Raw genomic sequence first — 26,452 nt, 5'->3', positions numbered from 1 at the left:
AGGGGCCCCACATGCTCCTCGGTACCTGGAATCTCGAGAATCTGATGCTGCCGCGCAGCGGCGACGGCGCACCCAAGACCGATGCCCAGTACGAGGCGAAGGTGAACGACCTCGCCTCCGTCATCACCGCACTGGACCCGACGTTGCTGGGCGTGCAGGAGGTCAAGCAGCAGGAAGCGCTCGACGATCTGGTCAAGGCCCTGGGCGGAGAGTGGCACACGGAACTCTCCGAGCATGCCGACGGCCGGGGCATCCGCGTCGGCTTTCTCAGCCGGCGGGAACTGCGGGTGTCACACGACGTCACCGCGTTCGCGGCGAGGCTGGACCCGGTGCAGACCCTCGACGGCCAGAAGCCCGAGGACAAGGAGAAGGAGACGAGCCGCGGCTTCCTGGCGGTGGAGTTGGAGGGCGACGACGGACCTCTGCAGGTGGCCGTAGCCCACCTCAAGTCGAAACTGCTGTCGTACCCGAACAAGCGCTTCCAACCGCGTGACGAGGCCGAACGGGCCCGCTTCGGCGCGTATGCCCTCTACCGGCGGTCCGCCGAAGCAGCGACCTTGCGTGTCCTCGCGAACGAACTGCTCGCCGGTGACGGGCGCGAACGGGACGTGGCCGTACTCGGCGACATGAACGACGTGGTGTACGCCGCAACCACCCAGATCCTGGTCGGTATTCCCGGCTCCACGCTCGAGAAGAACGACGAGCGCGCTTTCGTGCAGTCGGACAAGGGAGACGCGGAACGGCTCTGGGACGTCGCCCCGCTGATCCCCGAGTCGCGGCGCTTCTCGCGCGTCAGTTTCAAGCGCGCCGAGCTGATCGACCACATACTGGTGAGCCACCGACTGGTCCACCGCATCACGCAGGCGGGTACGGGCCTGCCCGACGAGCAGGGCGACGCCCTCGAACTGCCGTCGGTCGGCGAGAACCCGGCGGACCGCGTCGGAACGCCCGGCTCGGACCACGCGCCGGTGTGGATACGGATCGGCTGAAACGCGGCTCAGCGGACCGCCGTCTGCTTCCGGGGCGAGCTGCGGCCGGGCGACGTCGGGCACATGCCCGGGCCGGGCGGGCGCAGCGGACCCGGTACGGCGCTGGTGCCCACGGTGCCGGGAGGCGCGGGGCAGGACGGTTCTCGGCCACTCGGGCTCCGCCCGGCACGGCGACGGACGGGTCCCGAACGGTGAGAGGACGGCGCTACACGGCGAGGGGCAGGACGGGCAGCTCACGCGCCCGTAGCCCCACCCGCTCCCGTCGCGCGGCCAGTTCGCCCAGCAGCTCGGTGAGCCGCTCGGTGTGTTGCGGCATCAGGCGCCCGGTGTCGTCGAGGTGGACGGCGCACGCGGTCGTGGTGTCGACGAGCCGTTCGAGCAGGGCCGCGACCTCGTCCGTGCCCTCCGTGTGCCGGGCGAGGGCGGGCAGTTCGGCGGCGGCGAGGGCGATGGCGGTACGGGCCTCGGCGAGCGTGCGGTAGGCCTCGCGGCGGAGGGTCCAGCGGGCGGCGCGGTCGTCGCACTCGCTGAGAACGTGGACGAGATAGGCGTGCGCGGCACCGCCCGCGGCGGCCAGCCGGGCCCGCACGCCGCCGCCCCGCTCCCCCGGCATCGGCAGATGCCCGACGACCAGGACGATCGCGCAGGCGAGCAGCGTCTCCCCGATCCGGCTGACGGAGGCCTGCGGCTCACCGCCCACCATCACAAGGGCGAGGACGAGCACGGTGACGACGGCGGTCTGCGCGGCGAAGTGCCGGGTGGCCACGGGGATCAGGGCGCCGCCGACCGCGACGAGCGCGATGAGCCCTCTGGGCCGGGGCAGGACGGCGGCGAACGCGGCGAAGACGAGCGCCCCGAGGACGGTCCCGGCGGCCCGGCACAGAACCCGGGACGCCAGCGGCCCGAGGTCGGGCTTGACGAGGAAGGCGGCGGTCACGGGCAGCCAGTACCAGTGGGTGTGCTGTCCGTACCAGTGCGAGTGGTACTGGGCCTGGGCGAAGGCGGCGCCGGTGCCGAAGCAGAGGGCGACACGGATCCCGTACTCGCGTCCTGCGGCCCCGAAAGCGGTCCGCAGCAGGCCCCGGGCGGTACGCCGACGCGTGTGCAGGTCACCGCCCTCGCCCCGGTCGAAGGCCTCGGCGGCGCGGAGCAGGGCGTCGTCGAGGGCACGGAGGGCGGGAGCCGAGCGGTGCGGGGCGGGCAGGGGGCCGGTGTGCGTGCCCCCGCGCAGGGCTGAGGCGAGGCGCCGGGGTCCCTCGCAGGCCCGCCCGGAGACGGTCTCCCCGGCCCAGGCGAGCGCGGTCGCGGCCTCGGCGAGGGGCAGCGCGGCGGCGTACTGCGCATGAAGTCGCCGCTCGGCCGCGGAACTGGCGTACCGCCGCAGCCTGGGCCCGGCGAGGGCGTCCTGTGCGTGGTCGAGGGCGGCTGTGAGCGCGGCGCGCCGGACGGTGGCGTGCTCGGTGCCGACGGCGTCGAGCAGGTCGGCGACGGCGTCGTAGACGCCGGCCACCGCGTCCCGTTCCCCGTCGAACCGGAAGTCGAACCGGAGGTCACCCGCGAGCGCACCGGGCGTGGGGAGCACGAGCCGCAGCGCCAGCAGCCACCCGGCGCCCACGAGGAACGCGAGCGCCCGCTGCCATCCGGGCGCGGGCAGGGGCATCCCGGCCCCGATGGCGGAGGCGACGAGCAACTGCGTACCCGCCGCCGAGGCGACGGGCCCGACGGCGCTGATGCCTCCCGCGACGAGCCCGAGCCCGGTGAGGACGAGCGTCAGCGCCACGGCTCCGACATGTTCCCCGGCGTACGTCCCGACGAGCAGCCCGAGGGATCCGGCCAGCGCGGGCACCCCGAGCCGCCGGACCGAGGCCCGCCGGCTGCCGGGACGGTCGTTGATCCCGGCGAGCATGGCGGCGATGGCCGCGACGACGCCCAGGGAGACCCGGCCGAACGCCAGGGCCAGGATCAGCAGGGGCCCACCGGCCAACGCTCCTCTGACCACCGCGCTCCAGGGCACGGGTTCCCGCCGGGCTCGGAGGGCGTGGGCTAGCCAGGGCGGCAGAGCGAGGGTGACGCGGCGGGACACGGGGCTCCTGTCGTCGGGTGAGGGCGGGGTGAGCCTTCGGGCGACGGTGGCCGGGGCAGTGGACTTCGGGCTGCGGTGCCCACAGTAGATCGGGTTCTCGGGAGGAAGGGGGCCGGTGGGTTTCGGGCGTGTGACAGTTGGCTGGAAACCCGCGTTCTTTATGAACGCAATGACGGATGAACGCAATGACGGTCGGCCGGTCTTGCTGCCGATGAAACGGCTCCGGGAACGAGCGCGGGACCGAGGGCGTAGCCTGCCCCCGGCCCCTGTGAAGCCGCCCATGTCGCACGCCGGCACGCTTGAGGACCCAGGTCAGTCATGATGTCGTCGCGTCCTGCCTTTGGACCACCGCGCATCGAGCTGCGCGGGCTGGACTTGAACCAGCAATTCGACGTGCGGGGGCCTGGGCCCGGTCGATCCGGCGATCGGCGGCGAATGCTGAGTCTGGAGCGAGAGTCTGAGATTGATCGCGGTCTGCCTCTGCCGATTGGGCCACCGCGGCACGAGATGCCGCGGGGAGGATTCGAACCTCCACTGGAACCGCGCAGTCACGACAAGCTTCAGCTTCAGCTTGCGCTCCTCGCGCACCCCGGTCGCACCGGACCGGGGAGTCTCATAGGTTACCCGAACAGGTAGCCGAAAACAGCGTCACCGACCCGCTGGTCGACGACGTCGGAGCCATTCGCTTCCTCCCTCGCGAATTTCACGGCCTGCTGCAACTTCTCCACGCGGTCGAGGAGTTCGTTGACACGACGGGCGGGAAGGGCTCCGGAGAACTTCACGGTCGTCCAGTAGCCGACGGGAACATCCTCGTAGTACACCTCGACCTGCGCCGGGTGCTTGTCGGTCGCCTCCGCCTTCACATGGTTGCGGGGCACCTTCTTGGTACGAAGCGTTCGCACCGGCTCGGTCTTCCAGGAGTCGGTGGACGGGTCCTGCACCCAGGACTCCGAGGCGTCGAGCACGGGCAGCTTCCGTACGAAGGTGTTGAGGTCGACGAGCTGCTTCTCGAGAAAGAGCAGGTAGGACACCGGAACATCGGCGACGAGCACACGTCCGTCCACCGTCACGTCCGCGCGGGCGGTGCAGTTGGCCCAGTCCTTGGTGGCGGTCACGTCGAACAGCCGGGTGAGGGTGGCCGCGGTCTCCCGCAGCACGTCCTCGGCCTTCACCTGCACCCGCGTCGACTCGGGCGGCAGCTGCTCGCCCTCCTCGTCCTTCGGCTGGTACGTCCGCGAGATACCGGCCAGCAACGCGGGCTTCTGGAGCCCGTGATGAGCGGAGGTCAGGTCCTGATGGGCCTTGGACTTGATGCCCTTCTCGACTGCGATGATCTGATTGAGTTTCGCCACGAGAAGGACCGTAGCAACGACAACTGGCCAATTTCCAAGGATTATTTGACAGGCACCGACCGGTGTCCACGTCGTGAGCGGTGAGCGCGGCCGACGTCCACCTCCGTTCCTTCGGCGCCGCCCTGGAGGCGACAGCCCTTCTGATCATCCGTCCGTTCTAGACTCTGCCGACCTTCAGACCAAGACGAAACGGGGAAACCATGGTCAGCAGACGCGGGTTGTTGAGCGGTGCCGCACTCGTGGGGGTGGGCGCGATGACAGGCGTGGTGGGCGGCGCGGGTGCCGCCGTGGCCGACGCGCCGCTCAACACACCGTTCACGCCGGTCGCCACGCCGCATCTGGCGGAGGCCGAGCGCATGGTCCAGTACCAGCGGCTGCTGGCAGCCGGTTATCTGCCGGACAGCCTGGTGGGGCACTGGACGATGGACGGCTCCGGCGCCGACCGCTCCGGCCGGGAGCGGCCCGTCACCCTCGGCTCGGGGGCGACCTGGACCACACTGCGGGCCGGCGGCGAGCTGAGCCTCGACGGGACCTCGGGTGCGTACGCCGCCACGGGCTCCGTCCTCGACACCACCGCACCCTTCACGGTCGCGGCGTGGGTACGCCTGTCGAACGACGCCACCAGCCCCGCCGACCTGGCCACCATGTACACCGCCGTGAGCCAGGACGGCACGTCCGCCAGCCGGTTCCTGCTGCAGTACGACCCGGCGTTCAAGACCTGGACGTTCAAGGTGCGCAGCGAGGACCAGAGCACCAAGGTCTCCGCCGTCGCCACCACCCCCGCCGCGCTCGGCGTCTGGACACATCTGACCGGAGTGTGGGACGGCACGCGCATCCACCTGTATGTGAACGGCCGCCTCCAGGGCAGCGCCGACACGGCCGTGTCCTGGGCCGCGACGCAGGGCTTCAACATCGGCCGGGCCAAGTGGGACGGCGCGGCCGTGAACCGGTTCAAGGGCGCGGTGGACGACGTCCGGGCCTACGCCCGCGCGCTGAGCGCCGCGGAGGCCGCCCTCATCAGCGGCCTCACGGCCCGCGAGAACAACAAGTACCTGGTCGGCTCCGCCTCGTCGGTGGTGTGGGGGACGCCCGACGACCTGACCAGCTGGATCTCGCACGCCCGCTGCTCCTCGTTCCTCACCTGGGTGCTGAAGCACACCTACGGATGGGCGACGGACGCCTACTTCACGCAGTACTTCCAGGACCGGATCCCGGAGGCCGCGGACTACCGCAAGGCCTTCACGGACGGCACGGCCGGCCCCCGCTTCCAGCGGATACGCAAGGTCACCGACCTGAGGCCGGGCGACCTGATCGCGGTGGACTACAACGGCACCGACGACAACAACACCGGACACATCGTGATGGTCCGCGAGGTCAAGGGCGTCCACACCGGGTCGATGACCTTCAGCGGCGAGACCCAGTACGCCATCGAGGTCGTCGACTGCACCTCCGACCCGCACGGCGTGTACGGCCTGTCCAGCTACGCCCCGTATCCGGACACCCGCATGGTCGACAATGTCGACGAGGACAACTTCAAGGGCGCCGGCATCGGCCACATGATGTTCTACGCCGCCGACGCCACCGGCGAGTTCTCCCGGTACCGGTGGAGCGTCAACACCGGTGCGGCGAAGACGTACACCGTGGCGCAGCGGCCGATCTCGGCGGCCCGCGTCGTCTGAGCGGCCTCATTTCAGGGGCAGCCCCGCCGCTCCCGCCGCCGTCCGCAGCACGTCCCGCAGCATCGCCGGGGTCAGCCGGCCCGTGAAGGTGTTGCGCTGGCTGACGTGGAAGCAGCCGAAGAGGTCGAGTCCGTCGAGAGGGACCCGCACCCCGTGGGCGAAGGCGGGCCGGGGGCGGGGCACGCTCCAGCCGGCCTCGGCGAACGCGGGCAGCGCGGCCTGCCATCCGAAGGCGCCGAGCACGACCACGGCCCGCAGCGTCGGCCGCAGCAGCCTCAGCTCCTGGACGAGCCAGGGCCGGCACGTGTCCCGTTCCCCCGGGGTCGGTTTGTTGGCGGGCGGGGCGCAGTGCACGGGCGCCGTGACCCGCACGCCGTACAGCTCCAGGCCGTCGTCGGCGCTGACCGAGGTCGGCTGCGAGGCGAGCCCGATGTCGTACAGCGCCTGGTACAGCACGTCCCCGGAGCGGTCACCCGTGAACATACGGCCGGTGCGGTTGCCTCCGTGCGCGGCGGGGGCGAGGCCGACGATCAGCAGCGGGGCGTCCTGCGGGCCGAAGCCCGGTACCGGCCGCCCCCAGTACGTCTCGTCGGCGAAGGCGGCCCGCTTGGTGCGGGCCACCTCCTCGCGCCAGTCGACCAGCCGAGGGCAGGCCCGGCAGCCCGCGATCCGCCGGTCGAGGTCGGCGAGGGAGTCCATGCCTCCACCGTAGAGCCGCCCGCCAAACCGTTCCGGGTCTCGCCGCTCCGGGCACTAAAGTCGGCCTCATGGCTTCTGAGCACGCGGACCACGACGAGGCGACGGACGGAACGGGTAGGCCCGGCCCCGAGGCCGACGACGCCACACCGCATGCCGACGGGCAGCATGCCCACGGTCAGCAAGACGCCGGACAGAAGGACGACGGGCAGCAGGGAGTCGATCCCAAGATCGCCGCTGCCGTCGCCGCGGCCGAGGCCGCCGGACCCCAGAGCGGCGGCTCCGTGCGTCTCGACAGCTGGATCTGGTCGGTCCGCCTGGTCAAGACCCGCTCCATGGGAGCCGCCGCCTGCCGGGGCGGGCATGTGCATGTGAACGGCGAGCGGGTGAAGCCCGCGTATTCCGTCCGCGTCGGCGACGAGGTACGGGTACGGCAGGAGGGCAGGGAGCGGATCGTCGTCGTCAAGCGCCTGATCCGTAAGCGGGTCGGCGCCCCGGTGGCCGCCCAGTGCTACATCGACAACAGTCCGCCGCCCCCGCCCCGCGAGGCCGCCGCCCCGGCCGGCATCCGCGACCGCGGCACGGGCCGCCCCACCAAGCGGGACCGCCGAGAGATGGAACGCCTGCGGGGCGTGGGCGGACCGGGCGGACCGGGTGGCCTGGGCGGCCCGGGCCGAACCCAGGGTGGCCGTCCCGGAGGCCGGTGACGACCAGCCGACCGGTCCATCAGCCGCTCAGTGATGGGGACCCACAGTGATAGGTCCCCCAGTAATGAGTCCCCCAGGGAGTAATGGGTCCCCCAGGGATCGCGTCACGCCCGTCGCCGTATCAACCGCAGCAGGTCCGCGTTGTGGCCGCGCCGTGCCCAGGCTATGAGGGCGAGCGGCACCATCAGGATGAGCGGGGTCGCCGCGTTCTCCCCGTCGAAGACGGTGAGCTGGACGACGAACGCGCCCACCATCAGCGCGCTCAGAGCCACGGCGGCCACCGATTGCAGCGCGGGGATCAACAGGGCCACCGCTCCTGCCAGTTCGAGCACACCGATGGTGTACATGCCCGCGCTGCCCCAGCCCATCTCGTCGAAGGCGTCGGTGGCCGACGGGTGCGCGATCAGCTTGGGCAGCGCGCTCGCGAAGCCGAAGAACAGGGCGATCACGACTTGCAGGGCGCGCAGGGCGACACGGGCACGGCCGCGGCGGCCGACGGAGGCAACGGGTGCGGCGGAGGTGACGGGAACGGTGGTCTCGGACATGGGGGTCTCCTGGGTGAAGTGGTCCGTGGTGCCGGCACAGAGGCAGACCGACACGCGCTCCGGAACTCATCGCCGTCCGACAGGATTTCGCACGCGTCTCTTCCTCTCGGTGTGATGGCCCCGGTCCCCTCCCCCGATGTCCCGCTCGGATGTCCCGCTCGCATGTTCAGTCCCATGCCCGTCGAACGGACCACGCCCGCGCACCCGTTCCCACCTGCACTTTGTTCACTCGTTCGAGTGGCGCTGGAGAAGGCCCGCGCCGAAGAGTACGTTGCACAGTAGGAGTGGTGATCCCCCATGCGTACGGGCAGTGAACCGACGACCGCGCGCAGTGCTCTGCGGGCGCGGTTCTGGCTGACCGTGTGGGGGTTGATCTGGGCGATCTTCGGAACGGCCGCGTTCGCGCTCGCCGGGCGCCCCGGGTGGGCCGCCGCCTGTGGTGTGCTGTGGCTGATCATCACCGTCGACATGGCCATGATCCTCAGGCACATCCGCCAGGGCCCGCACTACCAGCCCGGCCGAGACATCCCGCCGTACCGGCCCGTGGACGACCGGCCACCGGTGCGCCGCCCACCGCTCCGCCGGCCTCCGGAGCACCGCCACCCCTGAGACGGACCCGCGCTCACGAGTCGAAGCGCGCCGCCCTGAGGTACTCGGGGTTGGGGTCCAGTGCGGCGGCGAGCCGGAAGTGGCGCTTGGCCTGGTCCGGCCGCCCCTGACGCTCATAGGTCCGGCCGAGTCCGAAGTGCGCGAACGCGTTGTCCGGCTCGCGCTCCAGGACGATGCTGAACTCCAGCTCGGCCGGGCGCAGTTGAGCCCCCGCGAAGAAGGCACGCGCGCGCAGCAGGCGCGCCGCGGTGTTCTCCGGGTGCGCGGCGACGACTCCGTCGAGCAGCTTCACCGCTCCCCGTGGGTCCCGCGCGGCCAGCAGATGCTCTGCGGCACGGAAGTCGATGACATGCGTCTCCGGGGTAGGTCCGGTCGAACCGCTGGTCTCGGGCACCGCGAACTCCTTCCCTCTCCGGGCGGGTTCAACGCCCTGCCCGCAGATCGCTATTCCTGAGGCTGCCGGGACGGCTGCTCCCGGGTGGCGTGCGCTCTGCGGACGAGGTCGGCCCATACGTCCGCCACGCGCCGCTCCAGCTCCGCCAGGGGTACGTCGTTGTGGATGACGATGTCCGCGATCTCCAGGCGCTTTTCGCGGGTTGCCTGGGCGGACATGCGCGCGCGTGCGTCCTCCTCGGTCATGCCGCGCAGTCGTACGAGCCGGTCGAGCTGGGTCTCGGGGCTCGCGTCGACGACGATCACGACGTCGTACAGCGGTGCCAGGGCGTTCTCCGCGAGTAGTGGGACGTCGTGGACGACGACCGCGTCCTCGGCGGCGGACGCCTCCAGCTCACGCGAGCGCGCACCGACCAGGGGGTGCACGATCGAGTTCAGGACGGCGAGCTTGTCCGGGTCGGCGAACACGATCGCCCCCAGCCTGGGGCGGTCCAGACTGCCGTCCGCCGCGAGGACGCCCGCACCGAACGCCTCGGACACGGCGGCGAGGCCCGGCGTCCCCGGCGCGACGACCTCGCGCGCGATGCGGTCCGCGTCGATCAGTACGGCACCGCGCTCGACGAGCAGCCGCGACACCTCACTCTTGCCGGCACCGATCCCGCCGGTCAGGCCCACCTTCAGCATGAGCGGAAGCTTAGGGCCTGCCGGGCGGGTCTCAGGTGTCGCCCTCGCGTTCCGCCAGGAACCGCTCGAACTGCAGGCCGATCTCGTCGGCCGACGGGATGTCGACCGGCTCGGCGAGCATGTTGCCCCGGGTCTCGGAGCCCGCGGCGGCGTCGTACTGGTGCTCCAGGCCCTGGACCAGGGCTACGAGTTCCTCGTCGCCCTCCCGGATCTGCCGGTCGATCTCGGTCTGGGTGCGGTGGGCGTCCGTGCGCAGGGTGTGCGCGACGCCCGGCAGGACCAGCCCGGTCGCCGCGGTGATGGCCTCCAGGACGGTCAGCGCCGCGTCCGGGTAGGGGGAGCGGGCGATGTAGTGCGGCACATGCGCGGCGACACCGAGGACGTCGTGTCCGGCCTCCATCAGCCGGTACTCGAGCAGCGACTCGGCGCTGCCGGGCACCTGTGCCTCGTCGAAGGGGCTGCGGTGGCCGGGGATCAGGTCATGGCGGTTGCCGTGCGGGGTGAGGCCCACGGGGCGGGTGTGCGGGACGCCCATGGGGATGCCGTGGAAGTTCACGGACAGACGTACGCCGAGCCGCTCCACGATCTGCTGGACGGCCACGGCGAAGCGCTCCCACTCCACGTCCGGCTCGGGGCCGGACAGCAGCAGGAAGGGCGCCCCGGTGGCGTCCTGGACGAGCCGCACATCGATGCCCGGCTCCTCGTAGTCCGTCCAGCGGTCGCGTTTGAAGGTGAGCAGCGGGCGGCGGGCGCGGTAGTCCACGAGCCGGTCGTGGTCGAAGCGCGCCACGACTTGGTGGGGCAGTGTGTCGAGGAGCCGGTCGACGATCTGGTCGCCGGTCTCCCCCGCGTCGATGTATCCGTCGAAGTGGTAGAGCATGACAAGGCCGGCCGACTCCTGGGCGAGCGCCATGTCGACGACGGCCAGGCCCTTCGGCTCCCATGCGTACAAACCCTGCGGATCAAGCACTGTGACCGCTCCTCCTCGTGTTCGTACATCACAACGCGCAAGCGAGCGGGCACATTCCCGTCCCAGGCCAAGATCGGCAGAGCCATCGAACAGGGGCGACAGGGGCGGGAACGGCGCCCTTCAGGGGCTCGGGGAACTGCGTGACCGGCCCCCACGGCCCGCGGCCGAACGACGTGTCAGGGCACAGCTGAGGGGCCGCACCTCGAAAGGTACGGCCCCTCAGTTACCGACTAAGCCTCAGCGGCAGGCGTTCAGCTCTGGCCGCCCGCCAGCTTCTCGCGCAGCGCCGCGAGCGCCTCGTCCGAGGCCAGCGCACCGGAGTTGTCCGGGCCCTCGGAGGAGTACGAACCGCCGTTCGCGGCCGGAGCGGCGGCCTCGCCACCCTCGGCGGCAGCGGCAGCATCGGCCTCGCGGGACTTGATGACCTGCTGCTGGTGCTGCTCGAAGCGCTGCTGCGCCTCGGCGTACTGGCGCTCCCACTCCTCGCGCTGCTTCTCGTAGCCCTCGAGCCAGTCGTTGGTCTCGGGGTCGAAGCCCTCGGGGTAGATGTAGTTGCCCTGGTCGTCGTAGGACGCGGCCATGCCGTACAGGGTCGGGTCGAACTCGACCGACGCCGGGTCGGCACCGAAGGACTCGTTGGCCTGCTTGAGGGACAGCGAGATCCGGCGACGCTCGAGGTCGATGTCGATGACCTTGACGAAGATCTCGTCGTTGACCTGGACGACCTGCTCCGGGATCTCCACGTGGCGCTCGGCCAGCTCGGAGATGTGGACCAGACCCTCGATGCCCTCGTCGACGCGGACGAACGCACCGAACGGAACCAGCTTGGTGACCTTGCCGGGGACGACCTGGCCGATCTGGTGGGTGCGGGCGAACTGCTGCCACGGGTCTTCCTGGGTCGCCTTCAGCGACAGGGAGACACGCTCGCGGTCCATGTCGACGTCGAGAACCTCGACGGTGACCTCCTGGCCGACCTCGACAACCTCGGACGGGTGGTCGATGTGCTTCCAGGACAGCTCGGAGACGTGGACCAGACCGTCGACGCCACCCAGGTCCACGAAGGCACCGAAGTTGACGATCGAGGAGACGACGCCGGAGCGGACCTGACCCTTCTGAAGGGTCGTGAGGAACGTCTGGCGGACCTCGGACTGGGTCTGCTCCAGCCAGGCGCGGCGGGACAGGACCACGTTGTTGCGGTTCTTGTCCAGCTCGATGATCTTGGCCTCGAGCTCCTTGCCCACGTAGGGCTGGAGGTCGCGGACGCGGCGCATCTCGACCAGGGAGGCCGGGAGGAAGCCACGGAGGCCGATGTCGAGGATGAGACCACCCTTGACGACCTCGATGACGGTACCGGTGACGATGCCGTCCTCTTCCTTGATCTTCTCGATGGTGCCCCAGGCACGCTCGTACTGGGCGCGCTTCTTCGAGAGGATCAGGCGGCCTTCCTTGTCCTCCTTCTGGAGGACCAGGGCCTCGATCTCGTCACCGACGGCGACGACCTCGTTGGGGTCGACGTCGTGCTTGATCGAGAGCTCGCGGCTCGGGATGACACCTTCGGTCTTGTAACCGATGTCGAGCAGGACCTCGTCCCGGTCGACCTTCACGATGACGCCGTCGACGATGTCGCCGTCGTTGAAGTACTTGATCGTCTCGTCGATCGCGGCGAGGAAGGCTTCCTCGTTACCGATGTCGTTGACCGCTACCTGCGGGGTGGTGGCGGTGGTCTCGGTGCTGCTCGTCATGTGGGAAAGGGCTCCGGTACGGACATTGAAGTCGTAGGCACTGCTTACGCCGGGAGCCCGTTTCGCTCTGCAGAAGCCGGACAGCCAAGGAAGCGCCCCACCAGAGACTGGTGATGGCGCCTCGACAACCGAGGGGACATACAACAGATGCGAGCGCAGCCTGCTACGTCTGAGGAGCGCAGGCCCGCAGCGCAACTTGTAGCATACGGGGGCAGCCGGACAGGGTCAATGCGCGAAGGCGCACACCCGGGGCGGATCGCCGCATACCCGGCACAAAACAAGTCTCACCAGGCCACGCAAGCCTGAGCCACCCCTTCAGTGACGCCGCCGGGGCGGCCACCGGAGAGGTGACGGAAGAGTACGACGAGGGAGCCGATCATCCAAGAGTCCGAAGCGTTCGAACCGGAAGCCACCCGACGCGACGCAGGTGTCGCGGAGAGCGCCCGGGCCAACCGGGGCTGGTGGGACCGCAACGCGGACGAGTACCAGGTCGAGCACGGCACGTTCCTCGGCGACGACCGTTTTGTGTGGGGTCCCGAGGGCCTCGACGAGGTGGAGGCCGAGCTGCTCGGCCCGCCCGAGGAGCTGAAGGGGAAGGACGTCCTGGAGATCGGCGCCGGTGCGGCCCAGTGCTCGCGCTGGCTGGCCGGCCAGGGCGCCCGCCCGGTCGCCCTGGACCTCTCCCACCGTCAGCTCCAGCACGCCCTGCGCATCGGGGGCGCCTTCCCGCTCGTCCAGGCGGACGCGGGCGCCCTGCCGTTCGCGGACGGCTCCTTCGACCTGGCGTGCTCGGCGTACGGTGCGCTGCCCTTCGTCGCGGACCCGGTGCATGTCCTGCGGGAGGTGCGCCGCGTGCTGCGGCCGGGCGGCCGCTTCGTGTTCTCCGTGACGCATCCGATCCGCTGGGCGTTCCCGGACGAGCCGGGCCCGGAGGGGCTGTCGGTGGCCGCCTCGTACTTCGACCGCACGCCGTACGTCGAGCAGGACGAGGACGGCCGCGCGGTGTACGTCGAGCACCACAGGACGATCGGCGACCGTGTCCGGGACATCGTCGCGGCGGGCTTCGCACTCGTGGACCTGGTCGAGCCGGAGTGGCCGGCCTGGAACACCGCGGAGTGGGGCGGCTGGTCGCCGCTGCGGGGGAACCTGATCCCGGGAACGGCCGTCTTCGTGTGTGAACGGGACTGAGGCACGCGCACTTAGGGCCGTTCTCGCCGTCGTACGACACTGGGGGCGTGATCCGTTACGACGCCCTGGACTCCCTGCCCGTACGAGGTGCGCTGCCCGCTCTGAGCGCCGCGCTGGAGGGACACGGCACTGCGGTCCTCGTGGCGCCGCCGGGCACGGGCAAGACGACCCTCGTGCCGCTTGCGCTGGCCGGTCTGCTGGGCGAGGGTCCGGCACGGCGGGTGGTGGTGGCCGAGCCGCGGCGGATCGCGGCGCGGGCGGCTGCCCGGCGGATGGCGTGGCTGCTCGGCGAGAAGCCCGGCGAGAGCGTCGGCTACACCGTGCGGGGTGAGCGTGTCGTCGGGCGGCACGCGCGCGTGGAGGTCGTCACCACCGGTGTGCTGCTGCAACGGCTCCAGCGCGACCAGGAGCTCTCGGGTGTCGACGTGGCGGTGCTCGACGAGTGCCACGAGCGTCATCTGGACGCGGACACGGTGGCCGCGTTCCTGTGGGACGTGCGCGAGACGCTGCGCCCCGAGCTGCGGCTCGTGGCCGCGTCGGCGACGACCGACGCCCAGGGGTGGGCGCGGCTGCTCGGCGGCGCGCCCGTGGTCGAGGCGCAGGGGGCCTCGTACGACGTCGAGGTGGTCTGGGCGCCACCCGCCCGTCCGGTACGGCCGCCGCACGGTATGCGCGTGGACCCCGTGCTGCTGACCCATGTGGCGTCGGTGGTACGGCGGGCCCTGGCCGGGCACGACGGGGACGTGCTCTGTTTCCTTCCGGGCGTGGGTGAGATCGCCCGGGTCGCCGGGCAGATGGGGGATCTCGGGGATGTGGACGTGCTCCAGGTCCACGGGCGGGCGCCGGCGGCCGTGCAGGACGCGGTGCTCGCCCCCGGGGAGCGGCGGCGGGTGGTGCTGGCGACCTCGGTGGCCGAGTCGTCGCTGACCGTGCCGGGGGTGCGCATCGTGGTGGACTCGGGGCTCGCCAGGGAGCCTCGGGTCGACCACGCGCGCGGGCTGAGCGCGCTGACGACGGTACGGGCCTCGCAGGCGGCGGGGCGGCAACGCGCCGGGCGGGCGGGGCGTGAGGCGCCGGGTGTGGTGTACCGGTGCTGGGCGGAGGCCGAGGACCCTCGTCTGCCGCGTTTCCCGGCCCCGGAGATCAAGGTGGCCGATCTGACGGCGTTCGCCCTGCAGACGGCGTGCTGGGGCGATCCGGAGGCGTCCGGCCTGGCGCTGCTGGATCCGCCGCCGGGCGGGGCGATGGCGGCGGCACGGGAGGTGCTGTCGGCGATCGGGGCGGTCGACTCCGTCGGGCGGGCCACGGAACGGGGGGTGCGTCTCGCGAGGTCGGGGCTGCATCCTCGGCTGGGGCGGGCCTTGCTGGATGCGGCGTCGTTGGTCGGTGCGGACCGCGCCGCGGAGGTTGTCGCGCTGTTGAGTGAAGAGGTACCGCGGGAGTACGGGGATGACCTGGCGGCCTGCTGGCGGGCCGCGCGGCGTGGAGGCGACGCCTATGCGGGGCGGTGGCGGGCGGAAGTTCGGCGCCTGCGGGCCGTCGCAACGGAGATGTCCCACCCGCCCGCCCGTGGCCGCGAGCGCGACGAAGGCGTCGTCGGGCTCGTCGCCGCCCTCGCCTTCCCCGAGCGACTCGCCAGAGCCGACGGCGGTTCCTATCTGATGGTCTCCGGGACCCGCGCCGAGGTCCGCGAGGGCACGGGGCTGCTCGGTGCGCCCTGGATCGCGGTCGCCGCGGCCGACCGGCCCGTCGGGAAGGGGCACGCGCGTGTGCAGCTCGGGGCGGTCGTCGACGAGGAGGTCGCGCGGAATGCGGCCGGGGCACTGCTGGAGGAGCGGGACGAGGTCCACTGGGCCGGCGGGGACGTCGTCGCGCGGCGGGTGGAGCGGCTCGGGGCGGTGGAACTGGGGGTGCGGCCGCTCAAGGACGCCGACCCCGCCCTCGTACGCGATGCCCTTCTCGACGGGCTGCGGCAGGAGGGACTCCGGCTGCTGCGGTGGTCGGCCGAGGCGGGCGTACTGCGGAAGCGGCTCGCCTTTCTGCGGATGCGCCTCGGCGATCCCTGGCCCGATGTGTCCGAGGAAGCCCTCCACGCGCGCGTGGACGAGTGGCTGGAGCCCGAGCTCGGACGGTCCCGGCGGCGCGCCGACCTCGCGCGGATCGACGCCGGTGAGGGGCTGGCCCGGCTGCTGCCGTGGGCCTCGGGGGAGGCGGTCCGGCTCGACGAACTGGCGCCCGAGCGGATCACCGTACCCAGTGGGTCCAGAATCCGGATCGACTACTCCAACCCCGAACAGCCCGTTCTCGCGGTCAAGTTGCAGGAGCTGTTCGGGCTGCACGAGTCACCGGCCGTGGCGGGGGTGCCCGTCCTCGTCCATCTCCTCTCCCCCGCCGGCCGTCCCGTCGCCGTGACCTCCGACCTCGCCTCCTTCTGGCGGGCCGGCTACAAGGACGTACGGGCCGAGCTGCGCGGCCGGTATCCGAAGCATCCGTGGCCCGAGGACCCGGCCGGCGCCGAGCCGACGCGGCACACCAACGCCCGCCTCAGGCGGTGACCGGATCGGGTTCCGTCGTCGTCCGCGCGGGAGCCGGGTCGCCGGGGCGGCCGCGCGCCTCCAGGTAGAGGGAGAGGGACAGCAGCAGGATGCCCAGGGCCAGGAAGCCCCACGGCAGGTAGGACGTCATCAGCAGGACCAGGGTGCGGTTCGACTCGACCAGGGCCACGGTGTGTTCGACGTAGTCCTCGCGCATCTTCGCGTGGCCGGCGAACGCCGTCACCTTCTCGCGGCCGCCGAGCAGCGAGCCGCCGCGCAGCTCCTCCTTGTGGATCTCCTCGCCGTAGACCGGGGCACCGGTGACCGGTTCGACCCAGAACTTGCGGACCGTGGTGTACCAGCGGGTGGTGCCGGTCCTGGCGACGGACTCGCGGGTGATGCCCTCGACGGGCATGGTCCTGGGGAACGGGACCTTGGTCCAGTCGATGGTCTGCTCGAAGTAGTAGACCTCGATACCGCGGAAGTCCTGGGTGCCCTTGTAGTGGATGGGGGCCGTCACGCGCGCCTGCGCGTCGAAGTACTCGTAGTCCCGTTTCTCCGTCAGGAAGGGCCACTTGAACTCGATGCCCTGCCGTTCGACCGCGTCGCCGTCGACCATCTCGCCCTTGGCGTGGACGGGCTCCTGGGTGTGGGCGTCGAAGATGTAGCGCTCGGGGATACTGGCGACCATCTTGCCGTCGGGGCCCTGGGCGTAGGACAGGCTGTCCCAGACCACCACGTCCCGGCCCGCGGTCTTCTCGATCTGCTCGGAGGCCTCCACATTGCCCTTGAGGGTCTGCACGATGGTGATCTTGGAGACCTTTTCCGCCTTCATCGTGCCGTAGTCGAGGAGGGTGGCGTCCTTCGCCTCCAGGACCATGTCCTGGTACTGGTTGGCGGGGATCTTGACGAGGCGCGGGAAGGCGTACCAGCGCAGCAGCGGGGACAGCGTGGCGAAGAACACGGCGAAGGCGAGCAGGATCAGACTGACCTTGCGGCGCATCTCGACCTCCTTCCCGGGCGGACCTGACGGGCGGTCACGGATGTGCGGGCACCGTCGTCAGCAGTGGCTTCGGAGACGTCTTTCCCGTCGGTGTCCCGAGGGCGGTGAGCGTGAGGACCAGAGCGAACGCGAGAGCGAGTCCGGTCGCGGCGGCGATCAGGGCGCGCATGCCGGCCTCCCGACGGGGCGTACTGATGGGGCGTCAGATCCGGCACCGTAGCAACGGGCGGGCGAGATGAGAACACGTCGCGCACACAACGGCGGCGCTCCTCTCCCGTGCAGCCGGGGAGGAGCGCCGCCGTTGTCGTACGGAAACCGCGGGTACTAGGCGGTGGGGCTGGGCGACGTGCTGGGGCTGGACGACGCGCTGGGCGACGGCATCGGGGCCGCGGCCACGGTCAGTTCGACCGTCAGCGTCGCGCCGCCCGCGGTGGTGATGCGGAGCAGGAACGTGCCGGTGGTGTCGTCGGCGTACAGCTTCGGCAGCTTCAGCAGGCCGTTCGCGTCCGTCACCAGACCCGTCAGGGTGCGTACGGCCTTGCCGTCCGCGTCCTTGAAGTAGGGGCCCTTGTCGTTCTCGGTCGCGTCGTCGGCCGACTTGACGAGCGTGGCGGAGGCCGCGACCTTGTCCGCGACGGCGCCCTGGTAGGTGGCCTTCACCTCGACCGGGTCCGCGAACTCGCCGCCCGGGGTGCAGGTCAGCGCGGTCTCGCTGGTACGGGCGAGGGCGTCCGCGACACGCTCGGTGACGGTGGCGGCGTAGTCGAGTCCCTTGACCGTACGGCCGGCGACGCTGACGCGGACGGTGAAGTCGCCCGTCTTCTCACCGGCCTGCAGTGCGGGTGCCACGGCCACGCCGGAGCCGTTGGTGACGACCGTGGCGACGCTCTCGCCACCGGCGAAGGTGGTGTCGGTGTCGCCGACGATGGTGAAGCGGAGCCTGACCTTGGCGACGGTCCTGCCGGCCTTGGTCTCGGCGCGGGTGCTGATCTTCTTGGCGAAGGTGTCGCCCGCCGTCGCCGTGAGCTTCGCGGTGCCCGCGTCCTCCAGGTGGTCCACCGTGTCGGTGGGAGTCTGCGGCGCCTGCGGTGTGCCCGGGGAGCTGGGCGGCTTCGGGCTCGGGGTGTCGGGACCGCCGCCGGGCTTGTGGTGGCGGGGCTTGTCCGAGGGCGGGGACGATGGGTCGGGGCTCGCGCCCGCGTCGTCGTCGCTGCGGCCCGAGGGGATGGTGCCGGTGCCGTCCGGGATCTCGTGGGTGCCCTTGCGGTAGTACTCCAGCCACCTCAGGACGGTGTTCAGGTAGTCCTGGGAGTTGTTGTAGCTGAGGATCGCCCGGTCGAGGTCGGCCTGGGTGGACAGGTCCCAGTCGTAGCGGCAAAGGTAGTGGGCGGCGGCGAGGGCGGCGTCGTAGACGTTGTTGGGGTCCTTCTCGCCGTCGTCGTTGCCGTCGCGGCCCGCCCACCTCCAGGTGGAGGGGATGAACTGCATGGGCCCGACGGCCTGGTCGTATGTGCTGTTGCCGTCGTAGGCGCCGTTGTCGGTGTCCTTGATGAGGGCGAAGCCGTTGCCGTCGAGCTGCGGGCCGAGGATCGGGGTGAGCGTCGTGCCATTCGCGTCGACGCGGCCGCCGCGGGCCTGGCCGGACTCGACGTTGCCGATGGCGGCGAGGAGCTCCCAGGGCAGGTTGCAGCCGGGCTTCGCCTCCCGCATCGCCGACTCGGCCTTCTTGTAGGCGTCGAGGACCGTCGCGGGGATGCCCGCCTCGGCGTCGGACTGGGAGACGGAGGTGCCGGCGGACGGCGAGGGGTTCGGGCTGCTGAGGGGCGGCAGGTCCGTGTAGTACGGCGAGTTGCCGGTCGCTCCGCTGTCCTCGGGGATCGCCTCGGAGGCGGACCGGGCGCCGCCGGCCTGTCTGCCGCTGTCGTCGACCGTCACTCCGGGAGCCTGGGACGCCGACAGGGCCGCGACCGCGGCTGCGGCCACGGCGGTGGTCGCCGCTCCCTTGCGCAGCCTGCCGCCGAATTGCGCCGCCATAGAGTGAACCCCTCCCCGTGGACGCCCGAGCGCCCGTCTCTGTCTGCTGTGCTCGCCCGTTGTGACGATCGGCTCGCGGTGCTGGTTGCCCTCGCGGTTCATTTGAGTGCTTTGTTCGTCTGTTCGACGCACTGCCCAGCGCGGGCACCCAAGTGACCCTACGACAACCACGACAACTACGTTGGCACGGGCACCTGTTCGCGTCCGGATTTCACCGGTCGGCCATGTCTCGTTGGACTGGACGGCGTCCCTGCATACTGAACCGATCCGATCACCCGGCCGACCGTCCGGCCGACGTCCGCGACGAGGAGCCCTTTTGCCGTTCACCCTCAGCCATGCGGCGGCTGTGCTGCCCGGCGTGCGCACCGACGGAACCGGCCGGGGCCGGCTGGTACCGACCGCGCTCGTGGCGGGTTCCTTCTCGCCCGACATGACCTACTTCGCGGCGAGCGTCCTGTCCGGGGCGATGGAGTTCGGGGACTTCACGCACTCGTTCACCGGCGTGTTCACCGTCGATGTGCTCGTCGCCTGGGCGCTGGTGGGACTGTGGCTGCTGGTGCGCGAACCGCTGGTCGCGCTGTTGCCGCGGGCCCGGCAGGGGCGTCCGGCCGCGCTCTTGCGCTGCGGGGCGCCACGCGCGCGCGTGCGGCTGTCCTCGGTGGCCTGGTGGTATGTCTCCGCCGCGCTCGGCGCGTTGACACACGTCGTGTGGGACGCGTTCACACATCTCGACCGGTGGGGCATGCGGGTGTTCCCCGTCCTCGGCCAGACGGTGGCGGGCTCCCCTCTGTACTGGTACCTGCAGTACGGCAGTTCCGCGGTCGCCGCTGTCGTCATCGCCGTGTTCGTGATGCGCGCACTGCGGCGGGCGCCCGCGGCGGACCCCGCGGGGGTCGCGGAGTTGTCGGTACGGGACCGGTGGCCGGCCGGTGCCGTGATCGGCGGCTGCGTGGTGGTCGGGGCCGTGGAGCGGGCGTCGCGGTGGTGGGAGTACTGGGGGTCCAGGGCCAGGCCCTGGGAGCTGATACCGACGCTGTGCTTCGGGGCGGGCGCGGGTCTGGTGCTGGGCGGGGTGCTGTACGCCGTGGGGGTCAGGGTGTGGCGTCCGGCCCGGGCAGGCAGCACTTCGACGGAAGCGGACCGGGAGCGCAGCGGTAGCCGTCCGGCGGTTCACTGACGGGGGTGGAGACCGTCCGGCGCGCACTGACGGCAATTGGGGCGGAGACCTCCAGCGGCTCACCGGCGGGGACGCGGATGGCATCCAGCGGCTCACCGACGATGGCGGAGACCCTTCGGTGGCTCACCGGCGGGGACGCGGATGCCATCCAGCGGCTCACCGACGATGGCGGAGACCCTTCGGCGGCTCACTGACGGGGGTGGCCTGTGCAAGGGGCTCGGTGGCGGCGGGGGTGTGGGAGCCGGGTGACGAGGCGGGCGAGGTAGTCGCGACAGCGCCCGATCATGCGGGTGCAGCGCATTTGAGCCGAGTTGACCGTCGTGAATCGCCGGATGCGGGTGCGAGTTCCTCCGGGGGTGCGGGCGTGGCTCGCGTCGATGGCGAAGGCCGGGAGCGGCGTGGAGCGGGTCGCCGTGGTGCTCGACTGCGCTTGCGCCCGTACGGGGGCCGTCCGGCGGTGGAGCATGCGTATACCCATGCCCGCATCCTTACGGGCTGCGGGGGCGGGGCGCGTGTTGGCGGGGGCCACGCGAGTGAGGGGCCCTCCGGGGGGTGGGGGGCGGGCGGGGGTTGGGCGGGGTGTGGCCCGGGGAGGGCCGGGGCGGGAGTCGAGGTCGGGAGTCGGGAGTCGGGGTTCCGGCTGGTTCGGCGCTGGAGCACACCGTGGCGGTTGCTCGCCGTTGCGGCGGAAGCAGGTGCCGGCATCGGCAATGGCACCGTGGTCGTTGCTTGCCGTTGCACGATCTTGCGGCGGAGGGCGTCCTGTGGCGCCGTGGGCTCCACGCACGCCCCCCGCCTGACCGCCGTTGGCTAGTGTGCTGCTGACTCCCAGTCCCGGCCCGAGCCCACGGACACGTCCAAGGGAGCTCGCAGGTGGACCGCGTTGGTCATTTCCCGGCGGACCAGTTCCTCCGTGGCCGCGCGCTCGCCGGGGGCGATCTCCAGGACGATTTCGTCGTGGACCTGGAGGAGCATCCGGGACTTCAGGTCCGCCTCCCGCAGCGCACGGTCCACCTTGAGCATGGCGATCTTGACGATGTCCGCCGCCGTGCCCTGGATGGGAGCGTTGAGAGCCATGCGCTCGGCCGCCTCGCGACGCTGGCGGTTGTCGCTGTTGAGGTCGGGGAGATAGCGGCGGCGGCCGAACAGCGTCGCCGTGTAGCCCGTCGCCCGTGCCTCGTCGACGGCCCGGCGCAGATAGTCCCGGACTCCGCCGAAGCGCTCGAAGTAGGCGTCCATCAGGGCGCGGGCCTCGGCCGCCTCGATGTTCAGCTGCTGGGAGAGGCCGAAGGCCGACAGACCGTAGGCCAGGCCGTACGACATCGCCTTGATCTTGCGCCGCATCTCCGCGTCCACGGCTGACGGCTCGACCGCGAACACCTGGGAGGCCGCCGTGGTGTGCAGGTCCTCGCCGGAGGTGAACGCCTCGATCAGGCCCGCGTCCTCGGACAGGTGGGCCATCACCCGCAGTTCGATCTGGCTGTAGTCCGCCGTCATCAGGGATTCGAAGCCCTCGCCCACCACGAAGCCGCGGCGGATGGCCCGTCCCTCGTCCGTGCGGACGGGGATGTTCTGCAGGTTGGGGTCGGTCGAGGACAGACGGCCGGTCGCGGCGACGGTCTGGTTGAACGTGGTGTGGATACGGCCGTCCGCCGCGATGGTCTTGATCAGACCCTCGACGGTGACGCGCAGCTTCGCCTGCTCACGGTGGCGGAGCATGATGACCGGCAGTTCGTTGTCGGTCTGGCCGGCCAGCCAGGCCAGGGCGTCGGCGTCGGTCGTGTACCCCGTCTTGGTCTTCTTCGTCCTGGGCAGGGCCAGCTCGCCGAACAGGACCTCCTGGAGCTGCTTGGGCGAGCCCAGGTTGAAATCGCGCCCTGCCGCCGCGTGGGCCTCCTTCACCGCCTGCTGGACGGCGCCCGCGAACATCTGCTCCATGGCCTCCAGGTGGTTCCTGTCGGCCGCGATGCCGGGCCGCTCCATCCGGGCCAGCAGGGCGGAGGTGGGCAGTTCCACGTCGCGCAGCAGGTCCGCCGCGCCGACTTCCTGGAGGCGGCCCTCGAAGGCCTGGCCCAGGTCGAGCACGGCCCGGGCCTGGATCATCAGGGCCTCGGCCTCCGCGCCGTCGTCGGCGCCGAAGGCGAGCTGGCCGTCGGCCGCGGCGGCGGGGGCCAGCTCGCGGTGCAGATACTCCAGCGACAGCGCGTCCAGGTCGAAGGAACGGCGGCCGGGCTTGACCAGGTAGGCGGCGAGCGCGGTGTCCATGGTGACGCCGGCGACGCTCCAGCCGTGCTCGGGGGCGACCCGCATCACGCCCTTGGCGTTGTGCAGCACCTTCGGCTTGTTCTCGTCGGCCAGCCAGGCCGCGAACGCCTTCTCGTCGGCCTCGTCCAGTTCGGCGGGGTCGAACCAGGCGGCGGCTCCGCCGGCCGCGGCGAGGGCGACCTCGGCCACCGAGCCCGTGCCGAGCGCCCAGGAGTCGACGGTGGCGACGCCGAGGACCTGCGTGCCGTGCTCGGCGAGCCAGGGGGCCAGCTCGCCGGTGCCGAGCACGCGGCCGTCCAGTTCGATGCCGTCCGCGACGACCGGGGTCTCCTCGGCCTGTTCGGCGCCGGGGTCGACCGCGAACAGCCGCTCGCGCAGCGAGGGGTTCCTGATCTCCAGGGTGTCGAGGACCATCGCGACGCCCTTGCGGTCGTACGCGGCGCGCCCCAGGTCCGCGACCGTCCGGGGCAGCTCCACCTGCCGCTCCAGTTCGGTCAGCCGCCGGTTGAGCTTGACGGCCTCCAGGTGGTCGCGCAGGTTCTGCCCGGCTTTGCCCTTGACCTCGTCGACGCGCTCGACGAGGTCCGCGAACGACCCGAACTGGTTGATCCACTTCGCGGCCGTCTTCTCGCCGACGCCGGGGATGCCCGGGAGGTTGTCGGACGGGTCGCCGCGCAGCGCCGCGAAGTCGGGGTACTGGGCGGGCGTCAACCCGTACTTCTCGAAGACCTTCTCCGGGGTGAACCGGGTCAGCTCCGAGACACCCTTGGTCGGGTACAGCACCGTGGTGTGCTCGGACACCAGCTGGAAGGAGTCCCGGTCGCCGGTGACGATCAGCACCTCGAAGCCCGCGGCCTCGGCCTGGGTGGCGAGGGTGGCGATGACGTCGTCCGCCTCGTAGCCGTCGACGGCGAAGCGGGAGACGTGCATCGCGTCGAGGAGTTCGCCGATCAGCTCGACCTGGCCCTTGAACTCGTCCGGGGTCTTGGAGCGGTTGGCCTTGTACTCCGTGAACTCCTCGGAGCGCCACGTCTTGCGGGACACGTCGAAGGCCACCGCGAAGTGCGTGGGCGACTCGTCGCGCAGCGTGTTGGCCAGCATCGACGCGAAGCCGTAGATCGCGTTCGTCGGCTGGCCCGTCGCGGTCGTGAAGTTCTCCGCGGGCAGCGCGAAGAACGCGCGGTAGGCAAGCGAGTGCCCGTCCATGAGCATCAGCCGCGGGCGGCCGTCGCCGGGGGTGTTGGTCTTCTTCGATGCTGTCTCTGCCACGACCCCGATCCTGCCACGTGCCACTGACAGCCGGGGTCCCGGTCGCTTCGGCACCGCCGGACTCCGCCGCCACGGTCGGCCCACACCGTGGTGGAAAGAACCGCGGCTCGCTCCCGGCCTCGATCGTTGTCACAGCCGCGTGCGAGGATCGAAGACGCCGGGGCCGCGGGTGTCCCCGGAGCACACAGCACACAGCGCACAGGCAGTGGAAGGGGAGCTGGGCATGGCAACGAAGCCGCCCAAGGGCGATCCGGTTCAGGACGCGCCGCAGGTCGCCGGACCCAAGCACGCGGCCGCCGGGCTCACGGCCATCGGACACAGCCTGCGCATGGCCCACCAGCAGATGGGTGTGAAGCGCACCGCGCTGACCCTGCTGCGGGTCAACCAGAAGGACGGCTTCGACTGCCCGGGCTGCGCCTGGCCGGAGCCGGACCACCGGCACGCGGCGGAGTTCTGCGAGAACGGCGCCAAGGCGGTCGCCGAGGAGGCGACCCTGCGCCGGGTGACCCCGGAGTTCTTCGCCGAGCACTCCGTGGCGGGCCTTGCCGGCCGCAGCGGCTACTGGCTGGGCCAGCAGGGCCGGCTGACGCACCCCGTGTACCTCCCCGAGGGGGCGGAGCACTACGAGCCGGTGAGCTGGGAGCGTGCCTTCGACATCGTCGCCGAGGAGATCGCCGCCCTCGGCTCCCCCGACGAGGCCGTCTTCTACACCTCCGGACGCACCAGCAACGAGGCCGCCTTCCTCTATCAGCTGTTCGCGCGCGAGCTGGGCACCAACAACCTGCCCGACTGCTCGAACATGTGCCACGAGTCGTCCGGCTCGGCCCTGTCGGAGACGATCGGCATCGGCAAGGGCAGCGTGCTGCTGGAGGACCTCTACAAGGCCGACCTGATCATCGTCGCCGGTCAGAACCCCGGCACCAACCATCCGCGGATGCTCTCCGCGCTGGAGAAGGCCAAGGCGAACGGGGCGCGGATCATCAGCGTCAACCCGCTCCCCGAGGCGGGCCTGGAGCGCTTCAAGAACCCGCAGACCCCCAAGGGCCTCACCGCCGGTGCCGCGCTGACCGACCTGTTCCTGCAGATCCGCATCGGCGGCGACCAGGCTCTCTTCCGCCTCCTGAACAAGCTGGTCCTGGAGACGGAGGGCGCGGTCGACGAGGAGTTCGTCCGCGAACACACCCATGGCTACGAGGAGTTCGCGGCGGCCGCCCGCGCGGCCGACTGGGACGAGACGCTCACGGCGACCGGTCTGTCCCGGCGGCAGATCGAGGAAGCCCTGCGGATGGTCCTCGCCTCGCAGCGCACCATCGTGTGCTGGGCGATGGGCCTGACCCAGCACAAGCACTCCGTGCCGACCATCCGCGAGGTGGTCAACTTCCTTCTCCTGCGCGGCAACATCGGCCGTCCGGGCGCGGGCGTGTGCCCGGTGCGCGGCCACTCCAACGTGCAGGGCGACCGCACGATGGGCATCTTCGAGCGGCCCGCCCCCGCGTTCCTGGACGCCCTGGAGAAGGAGTTCGGCTTCGCTCCCCCGCGCGAGCACGGCTACGACGTCGTGCAGGCCATCCGCGCCCTGCGCGACGGCGAGGCGAAGGTCTTCTTCGCCATGGGCGGCAACTTCGTCTCCGCCTCCCCCGACACGGAGGTCACCGAGGCGGCCATGCGGCGGGCCAGGCTGACCGTGCATGTGTCGACGAAGCTCAACCGCTCGCACGCCGTCACGGGCGCGCGTGCGCTGATCCTGCCGACCCTCGGCCGCACGGAGCGCGACGTGCAGGCCGGCCCGAACGGGAGCAGCACGGAGCAGTTCGTGACGGTCGAGGACTCCATGGGCATGGTGCACGCCTCCCGCGGCCGTCTGGAGCCCGCGAGCGCGCAGCTGCTGTCCGAGCCGGCCATCGTCTGCCGACTGGCCCGGCGGGTGCTCGGCGAGGACAGCAAGGTCCCCTGGGAGGAGTTCGAGCAGGACTACGCGGCGATCCGTGACCGCATCGCGCGCGTGATCCCCGGGTTCGAGGACTTCAACGCACGCGTGGGCCGCCCCGGCGGCTTCACCCTGCCGCACGCCCCACGCGACGAGCGCCGCTTCCCGACGGCCACCGGCAAGGCGAACTTCACCGCCGCAGCGGTCGAGTACCCCACGCTGCCCGAAGGCCGCCTCCTCCTGCAGACGCTGCGCTCGCACGACCAGTACAACACCACGATCTACGGCCTCGACGACCGCTACCGGGGCATCAGGAACGGCCGCCGGGTGGTCCTGGTGAACCCCGAGGACGCGAGGACGCTCAAGGTCGCCGACGGCTCGTACGTCGACCTGGTCGGCGAGTGGAAGGACGGCGTGGAGCGGCGGGCACCCGGTTTCCGGGTGGTGTTCTATCCGACGGCGCGGGGCTGCGCGGCCGCGTACTACCCGGAGACCAATGTGCTGGTTCCTCTGGACGCCACGGCCGACACCAGCAACACCCCGGCCAGCAAGTCCGTCGTGGTGCGTCTGGAACAATCGGCTGCCGACTGAGCGTTTGCTCAGCCA

Annotated in this window: 20 protein-coding genes; 8 read left to right on the top strand and 12 right to left on the bottom strand. The window is 71.2% G+C overall.

What is annotated here, in order from left to right:
- The first annotated feature begins 11 nt into the window (after positions 1-11).
- Positions 12-989: an endonuclease/exonuclease/phosphatase family protein gene (locus F7R91_RS18540; protein ID WP_150950153.1), complete on the top strand. Its 978-nt coding sequence runs from the start codon at positions 12-14 to the stop codon at positions 987-989.
- 205 nt (positions 990-1,194) lie between these two features.
- Here F7R91_RS18540 and F7R91_RS18535 read toward each other — a convergent pair whose 3' ends face one another.
- Positions 1,195-3,072 (bottom strand): FUSC family protein, encoded by a 1,878-nt coding sequence (locus F7R91_RS18535; RefSeq protein WP_150950152.1) that lies wholly within the window; start codon positions 3,070-3,072, stop codon positions 1,195-1,197.
- 620 nt (positions 3,073-3,692) lie between these two features.
- A complete protein-coding gene (locus tag F7R91_RS18525) occupies positions 3,693-4,424 on the bottom strand; it encodes a DUF7873 family protein (protein ID WP_150950151.1) in 732 nt (243 codons plus the stop codon).
- A 200-nt stretch (positions 4,425-4,624) separates the two neighbouring features.
- Between F7R91_RS18525 and F7R91_RS18520 the strand changes: the two genes are divergently transcribed.
- Entirely contained in the window at positions 4,625-6,103 is a 1,479-nt protein-coding gene (locus F7R91_RS18520) for a LamG domain-containing protein (protein WP_150950150.1), read from the top strand.
- Positions 6,104-6,109: 6 nt separating this feature from the next.
- Here F7R91_RS18520 and F7R91_RS18515 read toward each other — a convergent pair whose 3' ends face one another.
- The gene (locus F7R91_RS18515) at positions 6,110-6,802 is read right to left on the bottom strand and encodes a uracil-DNA glycosylase (RefSeq protein WP_150950149.1); all 693 of its coding nucleotides are present in this window, start codon (positions 6,800-6,802) and stop codon (positions 6,110-6,112) included.
- Between the two features lie 68 nt (positions 6,803-6,870).
- On the opposite strand from F7R91_RS18515, the gene F7R91_RS18510 reads away from it, so the two are divergent.
- Positions 6,871-7,506: an RNA-binding S4 domain-containing protein gene (locus F7R91_RS18510; protein ID WP_150950148.1), complete on the top strand. Its 636-nt coding sequence runs from the start codon at positions 6,871-6,873 to the stop codon at positions 7,504-7,506.
- Positions 7,507-7,610: 104 nt separating this feature from the next.
- On the opposite strand, the gene F7R91_RS18505 is transcribed toward F7R91_RS18510, so the two are convergent.
- Positions 7,611-8,051, bottom strand: coding sequence for a DoxX family protein (locus F7R91_RS18505; protein WP_150950147.1), 441 nt, complete (start codon positions 8,049-8,051; stop codon positions 7,611-7,613).
- A gap of 297 nt (positions 8,052-8,348) precedes the next feature.
- On the opposite strand from F7R91_RS18505, the gene F7R91_RS18500 reads away from it, so the two are divergent.
- A complete protein-coding gene (locus tag F7R91_RS18500; RefSeq protein ID WP_150950146.1) occupies positions 8,349-8,660 on the top strand; it encodes a DUF6343 family protein in 312 nt (103 codons plus the stop codon).
- Positions 8,661-8,673: 13 nt separating this feature from the next.
- Here the strand turns inward: F7R91_RS18500 and F7R91_RS18495 are convergent, their stop codons facing one another.
- From F7R91_RS18495 to rpsA, 4 genes are all read right to left on the bottom strand, one after another.
- Positions 8,674-9,054, bottom strand: coding sequence for a tetratricopeptide repeat protein (locus tag F7R91_RS18495; RefSeq protein ID WP_150950145.1), 381 nt, complete (start codon positions 9,052-9,054; stop codon positions 8,674-8,676).
- Positions 9,055-9,104: 50 nt separating this feature from the next.
- Complete coding sequence (coaE, locus tag F7R91_RS18490; protein WP_150950144.1) at positions 9,105-9,737, bottom strand: dephospho-CoA kinase; 633 nt, start codon at positions 9,735-9,737, stop codon at positions 9,105-9,107.
- 31 nt (positions 9,738-9,768) lie between these two features.
- Positions 9,769-10,707 carry a PAC2 family protein gene (locus tag F7R91_RS18485; RefSeq protein ID WP_150950143.1) on the bottom strand — a complete coding sequence of 313 codons (939 nt, stop codon included), beginning with the start codon at positions 10,705-10,707 and terminating at the stop codon, positions 9,769-9,771.
- A 251-nt stretch (positions 10,708-10,958) separates the two neighbouring features.
- Positions 10,959-12,449 (bottom strand): 30S ribosomal protein S1, encoded by a 1,491-nt coding sequence (gene rpsA / locus F7R91_RS18480; protein WP_150950142.1) that lies wholly within the window; start codon positions 12,447-12,449, stop codon positions 10,959-10,961.
- A 375-nt stretch (positions 12,450-12,824) separates the two neighbouring features.
- Between rpsA and F7R91_RS18475 the strand changes: the two genes are divergently transcribed.
- Together F7R91_RS18475 and hrpB are read left to right on the top strand one after the other, a co-directional pair.
- Positions 12,825-13,637, top strand: coding sequence for a class I SAM-dependent methyltransferase (locus F7R91_RS18475; RefSeq protein WP_150950141.1), 813 nt, complete (start codon positions 12,825-12,827; stop codon positions 13,635-13,637).
- 47 nt (positions 13,638-13,684) lie between these two features.
- Positions 13,685-16,192 (top strand): ATP-dependent helicase HrpB, encoded by a 2,508-nt coding sequence (hrpB, locus tag F7R91_RS18470; protein ID WP_150950140.1) that lies wholly within the window; start codon positions 13,685-13,687, stop codon positions 16,190-16,192.
- On the opposite strand, the gene F7R91_RS18465 is transcribed toward hrpB, so the two are convergent.
- The 3 genes from F7R91_RS18465 to F7R91_RS18455 all read right to left on the bottom strand — a co-directional run bounded on the left by F7R91_RS18465 (position 16,182) and on the right by F7R91_RS18455 (position 19,208).
- Positions 16,182-17,174, bottom strand: coding sequence for a DUF3068 domain-containing protein (locus tag F7R91_RS18465; protein WP_150950139.1), 993 nt, complete (start codon positions 17,172-17,174; stop codon positions 16,182-16,184). The genes hrpB and F7R91_RS18465 overlap by 11 nt on opposite strands.
- Positions 17,175-17,208: 34 nt before the next feature.
- The gene (locus tag F7R91_RS18460) at positions 17,209-17,343 is read right to left on the bottom strand and encodes an SPW_0924 family protein (protein WP_106968376.1); all 135 of its coding nucleotides are present in this window, start codon (positions 17,341-17,343) and stop codon (positions 17,209-17,211) included.
- A 155-nt stretch (positions 17,344-17,498) separates the two neighbouring features.
- Complete coding sequence (locus F7R91_RS18455; protein WP_150950138.1) at positions 17,499-19,208, bottom strand: lytic transglycosylase domain-containing protein; 1,710 nt, start codon at positions 19,206-19,208, stop codon at positions 17,499-17,501.
- 316 nt (positions 19,209-19,524) lie between these two features.
- On the opposite strand from F7R91_RS18455, the gene F7R91_RS18450 reads away from it, so the two are divergent.
- Positions 19,525-20,385, top strand: a complete 861-nt coding sequence (locus tag F7R91_RS18450) for a DUF4184 family protein (RefSeq protein ID WP_150950137.1) — start codon at positions 19,525-19,527, stop codon at positions 20,383-20,385.
- 810 nt (positions 20,386-21,195) lie between these two features.
- On the opposite strand, the gene polA is transcribed toward F7R91_RS18450, so the two are convergent.
- The gene (polA, locus tag F7R91_RS18445; protein WP_150950136.1) at positions 21,196-23,919 is read right to left on the bottom strand and encodes a DNA polymerase I; all 2,724 of its coding nucleotides are present in this window, start codon (positions 23,917-23,919) and stop codon (positions 21,196-21,198) included.
- A 223-nt stretch (positions 23,920-24,142) separates the two neighbouring features.
- Here polA and F7R91_RS18440 point away from each other — a divergent pair, with 223 nt between their 5' ends.
- Positions 24,143-26,437 (top strand): FdhF/YdeP family oxidoreductase, encoded by a 2,295-nt coding sequence (locus F7R91_RS18440; RefSeq protein WP_150950135.1) that lies wholly within the window; start codon positions 24,143-24,145, stop codon positions 26,435-26,437.
- The last annotated feature ends 15 nt before the right edge of the window (positions 26,438-26,452 follow it).

The sequence above is a fragment of the Streptomyces luteolifulvus genome (genome assembly GCF_008806595.1).
Classification (GTDB): Bacteria; Actinomycetota; Actinomycetes; order Streptomycetales; family Streptomycetaceae; genus Streptomyces; species Streptomyces luteolifulvus.
Note: the sequence above shows the minus strand (reverse complement) of the source record. Positions and strands in the feature narration are given on the sequence as shown.

Bases quoted from the DNA above. Each gene is read 5' to 3' on its own strand.
- F7R91_RS18510 (WP_150950148.1), top strand. From the start codon at position 6,871: ATGGCTTCTGAGCACGCGGACCACGACGAGGCGACGGACGGAACGGGT.
- F7R91_RS18440 (WP_150950135.1), top strand. From the start codon at position 24,143: ATGGCAACGAAGCCGCCCAAGGGCGATCCGGTTCAGGACGCGCCGCAG.
- F7R91_RS18460 (WP_106968376.1), bottom strand. From the start codon at position 17,343: ATGCGCGCCCTGATCGCCGCCGCGACCGGACTCGCTCTCGCGTTCGCT.
- coaE (WP_150950144.1), bottom strand. From the start codon at position 9,737: ATGCTGAAGGTGGGCCTGACCGGCGGGATCGGTGCCGGCAAGAGTGAG.
- F7R91_RS18540 (WP_150950153.1), top strand. From the start codon at position 12: ATGCTCCTCGGTACCTGGAATCTCGAGAATCTGATGCTGCCGCGCAGC.
- F7R91_RS18465 (WP_150950139.1), bottom strand. From the start codon at position 17,174: ATGCGCCGCAAGGTCAGTCTGATCCTGCTCGCCTTCGCCGTGTTCTTC.
- rpsA (WP_150950142.1), bottom strand. From the start codon at position 12,449: ATGACGAGCAGCACCGAGACCACCGCCACCACCCCGCAGGTAGCGGTC.
- F7R91_RS18515 (WP_150950149.1), bottom strand. From the start codon at position 6,802: ATGGACTCCCTCGCCGACCTCGACCGGCGGATCGCGGGCTGCCGGGCC.
- F7R91_RS18505 (WP_150950147.1), bottom strand. From the start codon at position 8,051: ATGTCCGAGACCACCGTTCCCGTCACCTCCGCCGCACCCGTTGCCTCC.
- F7R91_RS18500 (WP_150950146.1), top strand. From the start codon at position 8,349: ATGCGTACGGGCAGTGAACCGACGACCGCGCGCAGTGCTCTGCGGGCG.
- F7R91_RS18455 (WP_150950138.1), bottom strand. From the start codon at position 19,208: ATGGCGGCGCAATTCGGCGGCAGGCTGCGCAAGGGAGCGGCGACCACC.
- F7R91_RS18520 (WP_150950150.1), top strand. From the start codon at position 4,625: ATGGTCAGCAGACGCGGGTTGTTGAGCGGTGCCGCACTCGTGGGGGTG.